The sequence below is a fragment of the Mesorhizobium sp. M6A.T.Cr.TU.017.01.1.1 genome, assembly GCF_004023115.1.
Taxonomy (GTDB): Bacteria; Pseudomonadota; Alphaproteobacteria; order Rhizobiales; family Rhizobiaceae; genus Mesorhizobium; species Mesorhizobium mediterraneum.
Map to the genome: position 1 here is coordinate 20,946 of NZ_RZTA01000024.1, position 16,610 is coordinate 37,555.

The 16,610-nt window shown below is 62.3% G+C and carries 16 protein-coding genes and 1 tRNA gene; 11 read left to right on the forward strand and 6 right to left on the reverse strand.

The features are described from left to right. Positions 1-1,781: 1,781 nt before the first annotated feature. Together EOB36_RS10485 and EOB36_RS10490 are read right to left on the reverse strand one after the other, a co-directional pair. A complete protein-coding gene (locus EOB36_RS10485; RefSeq protein WP_095488529.1) occupies positions 1,782-3,104 on the reverse strand; it encodes an integrase in 1,323 nt (440 codons plus the stop codon). Between the two features lie 114 nt (positions 3,105-3,218). Continuing rightward, positions 3,219-3,308 (reverse strand) — tRNA-Ser (locus EOB36_RS10490). A gap of 362 nt (positions 3,309-3,670) precedes the next feature. Here EOB36_RS10490 and EOB36_RS10495 point away from each other — a divergent pair. From EOB36_RS10495 to EOB36_RS10515, 5 genes are all read left to right on the forward strand, one after another. Further along, positions 3,671-4,387 carry a DUF2569 family protein gene (locus EOB36_RS10495; RefSeq protein ID WP_128242898.1) on the forward strand — a complete coding sequence of 239 codons (717 nt, stop codon included), beginning with the start codon at positions 3,671-3,673 and terminating at the stop codon, positions 4,385-4,387. 108 nt (positions 4,388-4,495) lie between these two features. Further along, a complete protein-coding gene (locus EOB36_RS10500) occupies positions 4,496-4,819 on the forward strand; it encodes a hypothetical protein (protein ID WP_128242897.1) in 324 nt (107 codons plus the stop codon). A gap of 75 nt (positions 4,820-4,894) precedes the next feature. Beyond that, positions 4,895-5,560: a peptide-methionine (S)-S-oxide reductase MsrA gene (msrA, locus tag EOB36_RS10505; protein WP_095488527.1), complete on the forward strand. Its 666-nt coding sequence runs from the start codon at positions 4,895-4,897 to the stop codon at positions 5,558-5,560. A 209-nt stretch (positions 5,561-5,769) separates the two neighbouring features. Beyond that, positions 5,770-6,759 carry a BMP family ABC transporter substrate-binding protein gene (locus tag EOB36_RS10510; protein WP_128284808.1) on the forward strand — a complete coding sequence of 330 codons (990 nt, stop codon included), beginning with the start codon at positions 5,770-5,772 and terminating at the stop codon, positions 6,757-6,759. Positions 6,760-6,869: 110 nt separating this feature from the next. Beyond that, entirely contained in the window at positions 6,870-7,235 is a 366-nt protein-coding gene (locus EOB36_RS10515; RefSeq protein WP_127204616.1) for a VOC family protein, read from the forward strand. Positions 7,236-7,328: 93 nt separating this feature from the next. Here EOB36_RS10515 and EOB36_RS10520 read toward each other — a convergent pair whose 3' ends face one another. After that, positions 7,329-7,538 carry a SlyX family protein gene (locus tag EOB36_RS10520; protein WP_095488524.1) on the reverse strand — a complete coding sequence of 70 codons (210 nt, stop codon included), beginning with the start codon at positions 7,536-7,538 and terminating at the stop codon, positions 7,329-7,331. Positions 7,539-7,856: 318 nt separating this feature from the next. Here EOB36_RS10520 and EOB36_RS10525 point away from each other — a divergent pair, with 318 nt between their 5' ends. From EOB36_RS10525 to deoA, 6 genes are read left to right on the forward strand one after another with little or no spacing between them, the layout of a single operon-like run. Beyond that, positions 7,857-9,389, forward strand: a complete 1,533-nt coding sequence (locus tag EOB36_RS10525) for an ABC transporter ATP-binding protein (RefSeq protein ID WP_128284809.1) — start codon at positions 7,857-7,859, stop codon at positions 9,387-9,389. Continuing rightward, entirely contained in the window at positions 9,386-10,525 is a 1,140-nt protein-coding gene (locus EOB36_RS10530; RefSeq protein WP_128284810.1) for an ABC transporter permease, read from the forward strand. The genes EOB36_RS10525 and EOB36_RS10530 overlap by 4 nt, the downstream gene beginning before the upstream one ends. A gap of 1 nt (position 10,526) precedes the next feature. After that, entirely contained in the window at positions 10,527-11,498 is a 972-nt protein-coding gene (locus tag EOB36_RS10535; protein ID WP_128284811.1) for an ABC transporter permease, read from the forward strand. Between the two features lie 59 nt (positions 11,499-11,557). Continuing rightward, positions 11,558-11,950, forward strand: a complete 393-nt coding sequence (cdd, locus tag EOB36_RS10540; protein ID WP_127204612.1) for a cytidine deaminase — start codon at positions 11,558-11,560, stop codon at positions 11,948-11,950. Then, on the forward strand, positions 11,947-12,765 hold the full coding sequence (locus tag EOB36_RS10545; protein ID WP_128284812.1) for a purine-nucleoside phosphorylase: 819 nt from the start codon (positions 11,947-11,949) through the stop codon (positions 12,763-12,765). Before cdd ends, EOB36_RS10545 begins: the two co-directional genes overlap by 4 nt. Then, the gene (gene deoA, locus EOB36_RS10550; protein WP_128284813.1) at positions 12,765-14,084 is read left to right on the forward strand and encodes a thymidine phosphorylase; all 1,320 of its coding nucleotides are present in this window, start codon (positions 12,765-12,767) and stop codon (positions 14,082-14,084) included. Before EOB36_RS10545 ends, deoA begins: the two co-directional genes overlap by 1 nt. Here deoA and EOB36_RS10555 read toward each other — a convergent pair whose 3' ends face one another. From EOB36_RS10555 to EOB36_RS10565, 3 genes are all read right to left on the reverse strand, one after another. Continuing rightward, complete coding sequence (locus tag EOB36_RS10555) at positions 14,085-14,648, reverse strand: TIGR02281 family clan AA aspartic protease (protein WP_126107359.1); 564 nt, start codon at positions 14,646-14,648, stop codon at positions 14,085-14,087. 110 nt (positions 14,649-14,758) lie between these two features. Then, the gene (upp, locus tag EOB36_RS10560) at positions 14,759-15,388 is read right to left on the reverse strand and encodes a uracil phosphoribosyltransferase (RefSeq protein WP_095488517.1); all 630 of its coding nucleotides are present in this window, start codon (positions 15,386-15,388) and stop codon (positions 14,759-14,761) included. Between the two features lie 104 nt (positions 15,389-15,492). After that, a complete protein-coding gene (locus EOB36_RS10565; RefSeq protein ID WP_095488516.1) occupies positions 15,493-16,464 on the reverse strand; it encodes an adenosine deaminase in 972 nt (323 codons plus the stop codon). Positions 16,465-16,610 lie beyond the last annotated feature (146 nt).

The window sequence follows — 16,610 nt, forward strand, 5'->3', positions numbered from 1 at the left end:
TTTGGATGCAGCAATCCGGTCCACCGGCGCACACGCAGCGGCTTGATACAAGCGTTCAAGTTGCGAGATGAGCTTGAGTGAACGACGTCGGAGAATTGCGTCCCTTGGACGCTCGTTTCGCGGTTCCCGTAGGATTCGAATACAGGCAAGCGTTCTTGGCCGCTTCTCGGCTCAGCGCTCATCCGGATGAACAACGTACCCGCGGTCAAGGTCTTCGCGACCTCAACGCAGTCACCATCCCGCAACTTCACGTCCAGAACAGCAGCGGCCGGGGGCTGTCCTTGATCAAGCGCTCAGCCTCAGCACAGGGGCTGGAGCAACGGTATAGCCGGCTTCGCAAAGAGCGCACTCTTGATCGAGTGGGATCAAAGCTTCGTCCGTCGACAACGAGAACCAGAGGCTTCTCAAACCCTGCCACGAGATCAATTGGCGCAGCGGTCACGACCGTCTCACGCCTGACGAATTGAAGAGCGCGGAAAACGTGTATCGGAATGCGCTGGCTCACCATAGCAAGCTGCCACGGCATGTCGAATGTCCGCAAGCGGTCGGACCGTTCCCTTGCATTTGTGTCGATGACGGGATCTCAAAGCTAAAGCCAGGGGAGCTCTATAAAATCGCACCCGATCGGGCTGCGCAACCACGACCAGCTGAGGCCCGATCGGGTGCTAAGGTCGTGCCAAAAAGACGCGTCACTGTCGCATTTCTAACTGGCTTGCGGTGTCGCGCCTCTAAATCGCTTTGACACACAGCGACCGGCTAAGGCTGGATGTGCGGTCGAACATATGGACGCCAGCGTAGCCATATCGCGTTTTCATCCCTTGACCGTACCCAATTCTATCCGCTCCTCGCAATTAGAGATTGCCTGTCGGCTACTCATATCGAGCGATGTTTGTCGCCTCGATTGCCTCGCCAATGCCGATCATGCAGCCTGCCGGATGAACGGACGAACATCCTCGAGTCGAATAAATGGACCAGACCGACGAGAGTTCAGAGTGGGGCGACAAGCGACGCGCTAGAGTTCTTCGGACGTCATCTCTTGGCGATCATGCCCCTTCTCTCAAGTGCGCTTAGCGGCGCCGATGGCGAATAGCGCAAGCTTTTCCATCCGTTTCTACTCCACTACCGAGACTCGTCACCAACCTCCTTTTATTCGCTTCCATATGGCCCATCCTGTTTCCAATCGAGGAGGAACGCGAACATGAGCCAAGCCGTAGAACGTCTCAGTCTCGGGAATTCTTCTGCTCGCCAAACTGCCGTTGTCGCCGGCACCAGGTTTGGCACGGTGACAGTGCACGACAAGATATCAGGCGTTCCTGTCTGGGCTGAACTTTTGAATTCGAGCCGGAGGGACGGGTGTTTCAAAATTTTTGTCGGTTTTAGGCAGAGCGGAATTGTCCCTCCGATGGCCTGCGCACCGGTCAAGCTTCGTGAGCACTTCAGGTTCGTCGATCAGGCATAGGTTTCTGTCACGATGCCACGTGCTGGCCGTTTGCCTAGTTCGGAAGCTTTCGAGAGGCGTTGCGCGCCTTGCTATGGCGTCGCCCCTTTTTCCGGTCCATCGGCCACGGAGCTCGAATGCTGTCTAGCTGTTGCGGCCTACTTGGTCATCCGTCATGGAGATGCCTATACACCGACCTTCGAAAGGCTGGAATACGAGGTCGAACAAATGCGGCGGAAGCTCGGAAATCGCGAGCGAGCGCAGCGCGTGCTGGCCACGCTCAACCTAAATGGCTCGGACAGCTGGAGCCGTGAGGTTGGTTCTCACGGCCTGGATGGCGCAATCACATTCGCCCGGGCGGGGTAAAAGCGATTTTTTGGAGCCACTCGCGCTTTTGCGCTAACGAAGGTCCCGCGCCGTATTTCGGCCGGATCCATTTGTGGCCCATCAGAGAGGCAATTACCTTCTCCGGCGCCTCAACTGCCGTCAGCCGGTCCTCGAAAGTGTGACGCAGGCTATAAAGACTATGCTCGGAAGTCGGCAGAAGTTCCTTGCTGGCGAGCACCTTGTTGACGAGCGCTGAAAGTGAGGCGGCCTTGTCGCGATAGCGAGGAAAGCCGCCCGGATGGAGCTTGATGGCTGCAAGTGCGCCGCCAACCAAGGGAATGTCACGGGCTGAATGACCGGTCTTCAAGCGACGGCCATTGGGGCGCACCCGCACATGCGGGATTTCTTGATCGAGGTGGATTGTTTCGGTGGTGAGGTTTGCCGCTTCAGAAAGCCTGAGTCCGGTATCGGCAATTACATAGATTAGATGGCGGGCTTCGTCATTGAGTCCGTCGAGCGCGCCTTCAGCGAGTATCTTCTCCTGAATGAACTCCGCTGGGAACGCAGCGCGTTGCCCGGGGACGGCGCCGGAAAGACGGAGGTTGCGAAAAACCGGCTCCAGCTTGAGCTGGTGAGTCAGATCGACGACGCGCAGCATTTTCGAAACATGGCCGATGTCCTTGTTGGCCGTACCGATATCAAGTCCGTCCTCAACGATCCGCTTTTGCCACCACTCGCGGAACGCGACTGCGTCGTCCCGAGTGAGGCTTGCGATCTCCTTGTCGCCAATGACTCCAACCAGATTGGCAACTGCGCGCTTTTTGGGGTTACGCCATTTCTTGATTTGGTTGGGCGACATAGTCAGCAAGTTCTGTTGCTCGATCGTCTCGAATTCCTTGATAAGACCGCTCAGGCGGACCGCTGGCCGCTTCTCCCCACCCATCACCGCCGAGACGTCCTCCGCGTCCTCGATCGATTTTTTGTCGAGAAGCAGCTTGATGCGGGCCATGAGTTCGTCGAGCGGCCCCGCTGCTAGTTCCTCGTTAGTGCGATAGGCCAATCCAAATGACCGCGCGCGCTTCCTCGCGGCTTCGAAACGCAGCCCCGCCTCGGCGGATTGGCCTTCCCGCAGTCTACGCCAATACGCCTCCAGCCCTGCGCCGAGGCTTTGCACTGCATCTCGCGCCCGTACACCGCGGGGATCGTCAGCCACGGCGACCCCCGTGGAAATGCGTACCAGGCAGCGGCGATCAAACGCCGCGAATTCCTTCGGCACCCTGCGAACGAGATACCAGATGCCTTCACGTTTATGCGGCCTTGGCGCTGCGGAACGTCGCATTATCTTTCTCTAATGTTACACAGTTTGTTACACAGTCTGAGATAGGTTTCGCTTCGCACTGGTCAAGCGCAACAAGGAAGTTTTTGAAAAGAAAGGATTTTTATGGAAGCTGGATGGCGGAGAGAGCGGGATTCGAACCCGCGTTACGGTTTCCCGTAAACACACTTTCCAGGCGTGCGCCTTCAACCACTCGGCCACCTCTCCGTCTTGGCATTTCGCGTCGGCCGGTTTCGCCGCGCGGGTTGGGGAGATGCGTCTCCCTTGGGGGATTCCGGTCCGGAACTCGGTACCGTGGGCGCCGTCAACCAACGGACACCCTTTCCCCGCACCTGAGCCGTCAAAGCAACAGGCGCGGGGCTCATCTAGTCGATCCGGCATCGAATGCCAAGCCATAACGGCACTCTATTCGCTTTGCCGGGTACAGATGGTTTTGTCGTGCTACCGACGCAATGCTCCCGATGCGGCGACTGTCGAACGACGTGCACGGGAAATGCCGAAAAAAACCTGCCGCGCTTGACTTCGCTGTGGGCCGCCTATCGAGTGTCCGTCAGCTTTGCGGGGGCGGCATGACATCGAGCAACGAGCAGCCGGCCAGCGGACGGCCGGCCAGGCGACCGGACAGCGGGCTGTCCTACATCCCGCCTGCCTGGCTCGCCTTGGTCATGGCCTGGTCTGTTTACGGCATGATCTCGGGATGGCCGCTGACCAGCGACTACGGCCTGCCGGACAGCGTTTACTATCTCATCTATGGCAGCCTCGCCGCCAGCATCGTCATCTTTCTGTGGGGGCTTTTTGTCCTCGGTCTCGCCTTCAACCGCTCGGCGCGTTTTCCCAGGCATTTCACGCTTTGGCAGGTCGCCACCATACTGTGGCTGCTGGCGAGGCAGTGCTACATCCTGGTCACGCCGGACTTCGTTTTCTCGGCCAGAGGGCTGGCCATCACCGGCGCTGAAATCGCCATCGGCTTGCTCTGCATCTACCTTCTGCGCCGCGGCTCGGGCGCCGATGCAGTCTATGCCAATCCGGGAACCGAACGCCCGCCGGTGCTGGCCTCGATCATCGCCACCTTGCTCGGGGTCATTCTCGGCGCCGCGCTCGGCGCCTGCGCCGGGTTTTTCGGCGGCTTGATGGTCGCGAATCTCACCGACATGAGCTGCTTCGAGGGTGCCTGCGCCTATTTTGCCCTGTTCGTCGGGCTGGCCGGGCTGGTTGTCGGCGCGGTGGCGGGCGGTGTGCTCGCTGTCTGGCGCGTCAATCGGCGAAAGCTGAAACCGGCGGCGTAGCTTCAAATTCGCGTGTCGCGATTGCGAACAAAGCGCGCGCACACTATCTCTCTGTTCGAAACAGACGTTGCAGTCTGTCTGCTAAAGTCCTGGGGAGGAAAGGTCTGCATGTTTCGCTTTCTTTTCCGTCTCGCGGCAATGGTTGCGCTTTCGGTTTCCGTCATCATGGCGGTGCTCGATACGACACGCTCGGTGGCGGCCTCGGCGCTGGTCATGACCCCGCTCAACACAAGCTGGCTCGCCGTCTCGCCGGATACGCGAAGCGCCTTCGAAAGCTTCGTCCGCGACAAGGTCAGTCCGCTGCTGTGGGACGGCGCCGTCGCCTGGGTGCTCAACCAGCCCGGCTTCGCCGTGTTCGCGGTGCTTGCCTTCATTCTCTACATTATCGGCTACAGGCGGGAGCGGCCGACAGGGCGGTTCGCCCGGACTTGATGACTTGTTGCTGATGGCCTTCTGGCGTCCCCAAACGAAGAGAAATCCCAAATCAAAGAGAAAGGGAGACCGCGCATGTTTTTTCTCAGCGACATGCTGAACAAGAAGCTCAATCTGCCGAAGCCTGCCGAGGCGCTGCCGGGTCGTGCCAAGCCTATCCCGACGGCATCCAAGCACTTTGTCTCGAAGCGGCCGCTCAAGGGGCCTTATCCCGAGGGGCTGGAGACAGCGATGTTCGGACTGGGCTGCTTCTGGGGCGCCGAGCGTATGTTCTGGCAGGTCGAGGGCGTATGGGTCACGGCTGTCGGTTATGCGGGTGGCGTCACCCCCAACCCGACCTACCAGGAAACCTGCACCGGTTTGACCGGCCATGCCGAAGTCGTGCTCGTCGTCTACGACCCGAAGATCGTGTCCTATGCACAGCTTCTGAAGCTGTTCTGGGAAAGCCATGACCCGACGCAGGGCATGCGCCAGGGCAACGATGTCGGCACCACCTACCGCTCGGCGATCTATACGTTCGGTGATGCGCAATACCAGGCGGCGATCGCTTCGCGCGACGCCTATGAGGCCTCGTTGCGCGGTGCTGGCCGCGGCAAGATCACCACCGAGATCGCGCCGGCGCCCGAATTCTACTTCGCCGAGGAAGACCACCAGCAATATCTGGCGAAGAATCCCTACGGCTATTGCAACCTGCAGGGCACCGGCGTTGCCTGCGCCATCCCGGCTGCCGTCTCCGCTTGAGGCCCTTGGCGAGGCGATGATCCGTGGCGCCGGGACGCGGCGCCACGCTTTTCCAAAAGGTCAAAATTCCGCGTGAATTTTGTTTCGGGCCGTGCCAGATTGGCCCGAAGCGGGAGGAAGACGCTCCTGTCTGATGTCGCATGCCTGCCGGAGAACCGGGCAGGCGGGCGGTGCATAACGGAAAAAATAACCGACAGGGTGTGGATCACATGAAACGTATTGTTCTCGGCCTCCTGGCCGCAACTGCGATGGTTCTTCCGGCCTTCGCCGCGGACATTCAGCCCGCGCTTCTCTACGATCTCGGCGGCAAGTTCGACAAGTCGTTCAACGAGGCGTCCTTCAATGGCGCCGAAAAATTCAAGGCCGAAACCGGTATCGCCTATGTGGAATTCGAGGTCAGCAACGCGACCCAGCGCGAGCAGGCGCTGCGCCGTTTCGCCGAGGATGGCCGCAATCCGATCGCCATGGCGGGCTTCTCCTGGGCGGATGCGCTGGAGAAGATCGCCGTCGAGTTTCCCGACACCAAATTCGCCATCATCGACATGGTCGTCGACAAGCCCAACGTCCGCTCCGTCGTCTACAAGGAGCAGGAAGGCTCCTACCTCGTCGGCGTGATGGCAGCGATGGCTTCCAAGTCGAAGAAGGTCGGCTTCATCGGCGGCATGGACATTCCGCTGATCCGCAGATTCGGCTGCGGCTATGTCGGCGGCGCCAAGGCGGCCGGCGCGACCGATGTCATCCAGAACATGACCGGCGACACGCCGGCAGCCTGGAACGATCCGGCCAAGGGCGGCGAGATCGCCAAGACGCAGATCGACCAGGGCGCCGACGTGATCTACGCGGCGGCAGGCGGAACCGGTGTTGGCGTGCTGCAGGCAGCGGCCGACGGCGGCAAGCTCGGCATCGGTGTCGATTCCAACCAGAACGGCCTGCAGCCCGGCAAGGTGCTGACCTCCATGGTCAAGCGCGTCGACGTTGCGGTCTACAACACCTTCATGGACGCCAAGAACGACAAGTTCACCGGCGGCATCAACGATCTCGGCCTCAAGGAAGGCGGCGTCGACTACGCCATGGACGACAACAACAAGGCGCTTGTCGACGACGCGATGAAAGCGGCGGTCGAAAAGGCCAAGGCCGACATTATCGCGGGTACCGTCAAGGTGCACGACTACATGTCGGACAACGCCTGCCCTTATTGATCGACCGACATCGCGGATCTGATCAAAGCCGCCGGGGTGAAAACCCGGCGGTTTTGCGTTATGGATGGCGGACCGCAAAAATAATATCCGGCAAGAGGAGGTAACGGCCGATGGCGACGGTGACGGGAATAGGCGGCTTCTTCTTTCGCGCCAGCGACCCGCAAGCGCTGACCGCCTGGTACGAGAAGCATCTGGGCATTGCCGACATCGCCAAGACCGTCTGGAAACAGGAGGCTGGCCCGACCGTCTTCGCACCGTTCCGTCGAGAGAGCGACTATTTCGGTCGTATGGATCAGCAGTGGATGATCAATTTCCGCGTCGATGACATCGATGCGACCGTGGCCGATCTCAAGGCGGCGGGCATCGCCGTCGAAACTCGCGCCGAATGGGATTCAGAGGCCGGCCGCTTCTGCCGCATTCATGATCCCGAAGGCAATCCGATCGAACTTTGGCAGCCGTCGAAAGCCGCTGCCTGACCTGAGAACCGCGTGGGCCGGCTGCACGTATTCGCGGCCGTCCGGCTAAGCGGTCGCTTTCACCGGCCACGCTCGTTGCTCTTCCTCAGTCGCTCACCAATGCGGCGGCTTGGTCACCGGCACGTCCGGTGCGGCCTGTTCTTCCAACGCCAGGAAGCGGTCGGTCAGCGCATCGAGCTTGCGCTGCATGCGCTCGATCACCTTCCACTGCTCGGCGATCTGGCCGGACAGTTCCTCGATGGTCTTCTCCTGCTCGGCGGCGCGTATTTCCAGCGTTGTCAGCCGGTCGGCGGGCATGGTCATTTGAAAAACCTCGGTTCTCGCTGCGCAACTCCCAAGAGATGCGAATTTTCTGGGTCTGCCACATTAGAGCGACGGGCGTCCAATTGGACGCACAAACTACGCTCTGACACTTACAATCTTCGCATCGTGCTTTCCGAAAATCGAATCCGGTTTTCCGGCCGATGCGACAGCGAATGTGAAGGCTGCGGCCACGTTCGAAATTGACAAGCGCGCGGGGATTTGTCGAGAGTGAACGCTGCTCCGGCCAATTGGCACAGACGGGGCGTCATGCTAGGCGTTTTGACCAAGCGATAAAAAAATAAGAGTGGGACAGGCTGCATGGCGCAAGCCGCAATCGAGCTGATCGGCATCAACAAGAGTTTTGGCGCCGTGCGCGCCAACCGCGACATCAATCTGGAGATCGTGCGCGGCACCATCCACGGCATTGTCGGCGAGAACGGCGCCGGCAAGTCGACACTGATGTCGATCCTCTATGGCTTCTACCAGGCCGACAGCGGTGAGATCCGCGTCGGCGGCCAGCCGGCGTCGATCAAGTCGCCAAACGACGCCATCGCGCTCGGCATCGGCATGGTGCATCAGCACTTCATGCTGGTCGACAATTTCACGGTGCTGGAAAACGTCATTCTCGGCGCCGAAAGCGATGCCTTGCTGAAGAGGAGCATCGCCAAGGCGCGGTCGGAGCTGGAACGGCTCGAACGCGAATACGGGCTGGAGGTCGATCCCGATGCGATCATCGAGGAGTTGCCGGTCGGCCTGCAGCAGCGTGTCGAAATCCTCAAGGCGCTGTATCGCGGCGCCGAGATCCTGATCCTCGACGAGCCGACGGGCGTGCTCACTCCGGCTGAAGCCGACCACCTGTTCCGCATCCTCAAGCAGTTGAAGGAGCAGGGCAAAACGATCGTGCTGATCACCCACAAGCTGCGCGAAATCATGGCGATCACCGACACCGTGTCGGTCATGCGCCAGGGCACAATGGTGGCGACCAGGGAGACCAAGAAGACGACGGTCGAGGAGCTGGCCGAGCTGATGGTCGGGCGGCGCGTGCTGCTCAGGGTCGAGAAGGGCGAGGCGGAAGCCGGCGGCGTCAAGCTCGCGGTGAAGAACCTGACGGTGAAGGATTCCCGCGGCGTCACCATGGTCGACGACATCTCCTTCGATGTGCGTGCCGGCGAGATCGTAGGCATAGCCGGCGTTGCCGGCAACGGGCAATCCGAAATGCTCGAGGCGATTTCCGGCATCAGGCGCGCCGTCTCGGGCTCGGTCATGCTCGACGGCAAGCCGATCGATCTCACCGGGGCTGCCGATCCCGGCGAGCTGCGCGACCGCGGTCTCGCCCATGTGCCGGAGGATCGTCATCACGTCGGGCTGGTGCTGGCCTTCGAGGAGAACGAGAATTCGATCCTCGGCTATCACGACGATCCCCGCTATCTCCGGGGGCCGTTCCTCAACATCGACGCCATCCGCGACGACGCCAAGGACAAGATCACCAAATACGACATCCGCCCGGCGGACTGCCGGCTCAAGACCGCTAATTTCTCCGGCGGCAACCAGCAGAAGATCGTGCTGGCGCGGGAAATGGAACAAGACCCGGGCGTGCTGATCGTTGGCCAGCCGACGCGCGGCGTCGATGTCGGCGCCATCGAATTCATCCACAAGCGGCTCATCGCCATGCGCGACCAGGGCAAGGCCGTGCTGGTGGTGTCGGTCGAACTCGACGAGATCCGTTCGCTGTCCGACCGCATCCTGGTGATGTTTGCCGGCCGTATCGTCGGCGAGCGCGGACCGGAGGCGACCGAGGGTGAGCTCGGCCTGCTGATGGCCGGCGTCGAGCGCCAGGAGGCGGCGGCATGAGCACGCCTTACGCCAAGTTGCCGGCTTGGGCCGATTACGGGCTGATCCCGGTGATCAATCTCGCCGTTGCCTTCGTCGTCGCCGGCTTCGTCGTGCTTCTGGTTGGCGAAAATCCGTTCCGCGCGGCCGCCGTCCTGGTCGAGGGCGCCTTCGGCCGTGGGCAAGGCATTGCGTTCACGCTTTTCTACGCCACCACCTTCATCTTCAGCGGGCTTTCGGTGGCGGTTGCGGCGCATTGCGGCCTGTTCAACATCGGCGGCGAGGGCCAAGGCTATATCGCCGGCCTCGGCATCGGCATTGTCTGCCTGGCCTTCGACAGCGTGCTGCCATGGTGGCTCACTTTCCCGCTGGCGATCATCGCCTCTGCGGCGATGGGGGCGCTGTGGGCGCTGATCCCAGCCTATCTGCAGGCAAAGCGCGGCTCGCACATCGTCATTACCACCATCATGTTCAATTTCATCGCCGCCAGCGTCATGGTCTACGCACTGGTCGGATTCTTGAAGCCGGCCAATTCGATGGCGCCGCAGACGCGCACCTTCCTCGACGGCGCGCAATTGCCGAAGCTCAACTGGGTCATCGAGCTGTTCGGCGCCAAGATCCGTTCGGCGCCGTTCAACATCAGCTTTCTGCTGGCGCTGGCCATGGCCTTTCTGGTCTGGGTGCTGATCTGGCGCACCAGGCTCGGCTACGAGATGCGCACCTACGGCCACAGCTCGAAAGCGGCGCGCTATGCCGGCATTTCGGAGACCCGTATCATCATCATAGCCATGATGATTTCGGGCGCGCTGGCCGGCATGATGGCGCTCAATCCGACGATGGGCGACCAGCACAATGTCGCGCTCGAATTCGTTTCGGGTGCCGGTTTCGTCGGCATCGCCGTGGCGCTGATGGGGCGCCTGCACCCGGTCGGCATCGTGCTCGCCGCCATCTTGTTCGGCATGCTCTATCAGGGCGGCGCCGAGCTTGCCTTCGAGATGCCGGCGATCAGCCGCGACATGATCGTCATCATCCAGGGCCTGGTCATCCTGTTCGCCGGCGCGCTCGAGCACATGTTCCGGCCCTACGTCCAGGCGCTGTTCGCTTCGCTCAGCCCGAGATCTGTCGGCATGGAAGCGGTCAAGGGGAAGGGCGCCTGAGATGGATTTGTTCAACGCCATCATCCAGGTTCTAGACTCGACCATCCGCCTGTCGGTGCCCTTGCTGCTCGCCTGCCTCGCCGGCCTCTATTCGGAGCGGGCCGGCATCTTCGACATCGGGCTCGAGGGCAAGATGCTGGTCGGCGCCTTCGCCGGTGCCGCCGCAGCCTCCGTCTTCCACTCCGCCTATCTCGGCCTCGGCATGGCCATCCTCATCTCGGTCGCCTTCGCGCTGATCCACGGCTTTGCCTCGATCACCCATCGTGGCAACCAGATCGTCTCCGGTGTGGCGATCAATTTTATCGCCGCGGGATCGACGATCATGCTTGGCCAGGCCTGGTTCCAGCAAGGTGGTCGTACGCCAGCTTTGGCCTCGGACGAGCGGTTCGGGGCGGTCGTCTGGCCCGGTGCGGACGCGCTCAGGGGCGTGCCGATCCTCGGTCCGATATATTCGGAACTGATCTCCGGCCATTCCGTGCTGGTCTATATCGCGTTCCTCGCCGTGCCGTTCACCTGGTGGGTGCTGTTTCGCACCCGCTTCGGCTTGCGGATGCGCGCGGTCGGCGAGAACCCGGCCGCGGTCGACACCGCCGGCATCTCGGTCGCCTGGCTGCGCTATCGGGCGCTGATCTGCACCGGTGTGCTCACCGGCATTGCCGGCGCCTATCTGTCGATGGTGCAAAATGGCGGCTTCGTGAAGGACATGACCGCCGGCAAGGGTTATATCGCGCTGGCCGCGCTGATCTTCGCCAAGTGGAAGCCGGTCAACGCCATGTTCGCCTGCCTGTTGTTCGGCTTTCTCGACGCGCTGTCGATCCGCCTGCAGGGCACGCCGCTACCGCTGATCGGCAAGGTGCCGGTACAGCTCATGCAGGCGCTGCCCTATATCCTCACCGTCATCCTGCTCGCCGGCTTCATCGGCAAGGCGATCCCGCCGCGCGCCGGCGGCGTGCCCTATGTCAAGGAACGCTAAGCATGGCCCCGAAAAGTGGAAGCCGGTTTTCGGACCGGGCCATGCGAAAAGGAAAATAAATGTCGCATGATCTGTTCGAAGCGGCCAAGGCCGCCATGGCCAAGGCCTATGCGCCCTATTCGAAGTTTCCAGTCGGGGCGGCACTGCGCACCGAGGACGGCCGCGTCTTTGCCGGCGCCAACATCGAGGTCGCGTCCTATCCGGAAGGCTGGTGCGCCGAAACCACCGCGCTCGGCCACTACATCATGGGTGGCGGCGGCAGGATCACGGAGATCGCGGTGATCGCCGAGCGCATGGCGAAATGCTCCCCCTGTGGCGGCTGCCGGCAGCGGCTGGCCGAATTCTGCCGGCCGGAAACCAAGCTTTATCTCTGCGACAATGGCGGCGTGGTCGAGACCGTGACCATGGGCGATATGCTGCCCTACGGCTTCCAGGGCGATATTTTGAAATGAAGGAAGCGCTTGATTGTCTCGTCGAAAGGCTGGACGGGCTGGCGCCCGCCACCGCGCTGGTGCTGGGGTCGGGCCTTGGCGGGCTCGTCGACCAGGTCGAGGACGCTGTCCGCATTTCCTATGCCGAATTGCCGGGCTTTCCCAGAAGCGGCGTCACCGGTCATGCCGGCGAGGTGGTGGCGGGACGCTTTGCCGGCACGCCAGTGCTGATGCTGTCCGGCCGCGCACACTATTACGAGCACGGCAACGCGGCTGCGATGCGGCCGGCGCTGGAGGTGCTCGCCGGCCTCGGCATCTCGCAACTGATCCTCACCAATGCCGCCGGCTCGGTCGATCCGGACATGGGCCCGGGCTCGGTGATGCTGATCACCGACCACATCAATTTCTCGGGCTCCAACCCGCTGATCGGCGAGCCGAGCGACCGCCGTTTTGTCGGCCTGACCGAAGCCTATGATGCCGGCCTTCGCGCGGCGATCGAGACGGCCGCGAAGGCGACGGATACCGCGCTGCACCAGGGTGTCTATATGTGGTTTTCCGGGCCGTGCTTCGAGACGCCCGCCGAGATCCGCATGGCGCGTATCATGGGCGCCAACGCCGTTGGCATGTCGACCGTGCCGGAGGTCATTCTTGCTCGCTTCCTCGGCCTGCGCGTCGCCGCCTGTTCGGTCATCACCAACCTCGCCGCAGGGATGACCGGGGCGGAGCTTTCGCACCAGGAGACCAAGGACATGGCGCCGGTCGGCGGTGCGCGGCTGGCGACCATTCTCCAGCGTGTGTTCCAGCATGGGTTACCGGAGAGTAAGGTCCCGGCCTGATGCTTCCCCAGGAAATCATCCGCAGCAAGCGCGACGGCCACAAGCTGTCGGTGCAGGAGATCGCCAGCTTCATCGAAGGCGTGACATCAGGCACCGTCTCGGACGGGCAGGTCGGGGCCTTCGCCATGGCGGTGTTCTTCAACGGCATGAGCCGCGACGAGGCGGTGGCGCTGACGCTGGCCATGCGCGATTCCGGCGACGTGCTCGACTGGTCGGATCTGCCAGGCCCGGTCACCGACAAGCACTCGACAGGCGGCGTCGGCGACAATGTCTCGCTGATGGTGGCGCCGATTGTAGCCGCCTGCGGCGCTTATGTGCCGATGATTTCCGGCCGCGGCCTCGGCCATACCGGCGGCACGCTCGACAAGATGGATGCCATTCCCGGCTATATCAGCCAGCCGGATGTCGCGCGGTTCCGCAAGGTGGTGCTCGAAACCGGCTGTGCCATTATCGGCCAGACCGCTGACCTCGCGCCTGCCGACCGCAGGCTCTATGCGATCCGCGACGTGTCGGGAACCGTCGAATCGGTGCCGCTGATCACCGCCTCGATCCTGTCGAAGAAGCTGGCGGCCGGCCTGCAGTCGCTGGTGCTTGACGTGAAGGTCGGAAACGGCGCCTTCATGGAGAAATCGCGCGACGCAGCGGCGCTAGCGAACAGCCTGGTCGACGTCGCCAATGGCGCAGGACTGAAGACCTCGGCACTGGTCACCGGCATGAACGAGCCGCTGGCGTCGGCAGCCGGCAACGCGGTCGAGGTGCGCAATGCCGTCGATTTTCTCACCGGCCGTTTTCGCGACCGGCGCCTGGAGGATGTGACGCTGGCATTGGCCGCAGACATGCTGCAATCGGCCGGGCTGGTATCGTCCAACCAGGACGGCATGCGGCGCGCCGCCGAAACGCTTGCCGGTGGCCGCGCGGCGGCCGTCTTCGCGCGCATGGTGGCGGCGCTCGGCGGTCCGGCCGACTTCGTTGAGAATCCGGAAAAATACCTGCCGAAGGCGGCGACTGAGCTTGCGGTCAAGGCGACCGAAAACGGCTTTGTCACCGGCATCGCCACCCGCGACATCGGGCTTGCGGTCGTCGGGCTTGGCGGCGGGCGCATACGGCCCGACGACAGGATCGACCATGCGGTCGGCATCACCAGGCTATTGCCGGTCGGTGCGGAGGTACGCGCCGGCGAGGCGCTGGCGCTGGTCCATGCCCGCAACGCCTCCGATGCCGAGGCGGCCGCGGCCGCCGTGCTTTCGGCCTATACGATCGGCGCTTCGAAGCCGCCTGCGGAAAAAGCCGTCATCCGGCGGATCCTGCCGCGCGGGTGATCACTGGACGAGCAACAGCGCGCCGTTTTCGACCTGGTATTTTTCAAGCCGCTGGAGAAAACTCAGACCGATCAAATTGGTGCGCAGTGCCTTGTCGTCGAGCACCACCGCCTGGACGCCGTCGACCGTGATCTTGCCGATCTGCAGGCGATCGACGGTCACCAGGGCAGCCTTGATCGCCCCGTTGGCGGTGTTGACGGTGTGGCGGAAGTCAGACGCGTTCAGCGAAATGCCGATCCTGCGTGCGGTCGAACTGTTGATGGCGACGAGCGTGGCGCCGGTGTCGATCATGCCGTCGACCTGACGGCCGTTGAGCTTGAACGCCGACGTGAAATGCCCGCGCGCATCCGCCGTGACCACGACCTTGCGGCCGAGCGGCTGCGGCGTCGCCGATCTGTCGGGAACCCCGGCCAGGTTCAGGTCCGTTTGCGTTTCGATCGTGGGCCTCGCCCCGACCGCCGATTTCAGCAGGCCATCGAGCATCTGCGGATTCGATTGATAGAGGATCGGGAACGACGCCGATGTTACGGCGAGCACGCCAAGGATGAGAAGATTGCGCAGCAGCATGGACCGGCCTTCGTGAACGCCCATGCTTATCGCGACATGGTGTTTGCCGCTTTAACAGATGCGGAAAGCGGCCGTTTGCGTAAACGATCGGTAAACGAGTGGCACGGTCATTTAGTGCCGTACATGCGGTCGCCGGCATCACCGAGGCCGGGCATGATGTAGCCTTTCTCGTTGAGCTGGCGATCGATGGACGCGGTGAATACCGGGACATCGGGATGCGCCTTGATGAAGCGCTCGAGGCCTTCTGGCGCAGCCAGCAGGCAGAGGAAGCGGATGTTGGTGGCGCCGCGCCCTTTTAGCTTGTCGATCGCCGCGATCGCCGAATTGGCGGTCGCCAGCATCGGGTCGACGACGATCACCAACCGGTCGGCGAGATCGCTCGGCGCCTTGAAGAAATATTCGACCGCTTCCAGCGTCTCATGATCGCGGTAGAGACCGATATGGGCGACGCGCGCCGCCGGCACCAGGTCAAGCAGGCCCTCGAGCAAGCCGTTGCCGGCGCGCAGCACTGAGGCGAAGACCAGCTTCTTGCCCTCCAGCGTTGGCGCTTCCATCGTCTCGATCGGCGTTTCGATCGTTGTCGTCGTCAGTTCGAGGTTGCGAGTGACCTCGTAGCCGAGCAGCAGCGAGATCTCCCGCAACAACCGCCGGAAGCCGGCCGTCGAGGTTTCCTTCTTTCGCATGATGGTCAGCTTGTGCTGGACAAGCGGGTGGTCGACGACGGTGACGCCCTTCATGGTGTTCTCCTGAAATTCCGGCTGCTTACGTGAACCCTATCGACAATGCGCCGGCCAAGGAACTGCTTGCGATCACCTACCACAGTTTTTGCAGGAGGAGAGAGTTAGCGGGCGGCGTTGAGGCGGGCGAGAAGCGCCGTCCTGGTCTTCTTATCGACGAAGGCGGCCTCGATTGCGGTTCTGGTGACGGCGGCGAGCGCCTTGTCGTCCATCGAAAAATGCTCTGCGGCAATGTCGTATTCGCGCTTCAGCGACGTCCAGAAATAGGGCGGGTCGTCGGAGTTTAGCGTCACCTTGCAGCCCGCCGCCTGCAGCGCCGGAAAAGGGTGATCGGCGAAACTGTCGAAGACCTTCAGCGCGATGTTGGAGCCGGGACAGCATTCGAGCACGACGCCTTCGTCGGCTATGCGCCGGACAAGGTCGGGATTTTCGATGGCGCGCACGCCATGGCCGATACGGGCGGGGCGGATATGGTCGAGCGCCGCCTTGACGCTTTCCCAGCCCATCAGCTCGCCGGCGTGGACGGTGATGCCGAGGCCGGCCTCGCGCGCGATCTCGAAGGCCCTGACATAGTCCTCCAGATCGCCCATCCGCTCGTCGCCGGCGACGCCGAAGCCGGTGACCAGCGGATGTCCGCAGCGGGCCGCGAAGCGCGCCGCCTGCTCGATCGAATAGACGCCGGCGTTGCGCACGCCGGTGACGATCATGCGGCCCTCGATGCCGGTCTTGGCCTTGGCACGCGCCATGCCTTCGCCGAGCGCGTCCGTATAGGCCTTGGGCGACAGGCCGGCCTTGCCGGCATGGTCCGGCGAGGTGAAGATCTCGGAATAGATGGCGCCGTCGCGGGCGAGACTGGTCAGGTAATGATCGGCCAGCCGCGCATAGTCTTCTTCCGTGCGGAACAGGTCGGAGGAGAAATCATAGGCGGCGAGGAAGGAGGTGAAATCGTGCCAGACGAAGGAGCCGTCCTGAATGTAGGGCGAGGTGTCCTTGCCGTATTTCTGCGCCTGGCGGATGACGAGTTCGGGCGCCGCTGCCCCTTCGATATGGCAGTGCAGTTCCGCTTTCAAAGGCATGCAGTCATCCCGTCAGGTCAGCCCAGTTCGCGGAGCCATAAGCATGATTCCACGACCGAGAAGCGCGGCCGAACACCGCGCCTTAAACAATAGCGTCGGCACCATCGATCGGCTATGGTCCCGCCGGTTTTATGGCGGATCAAAAA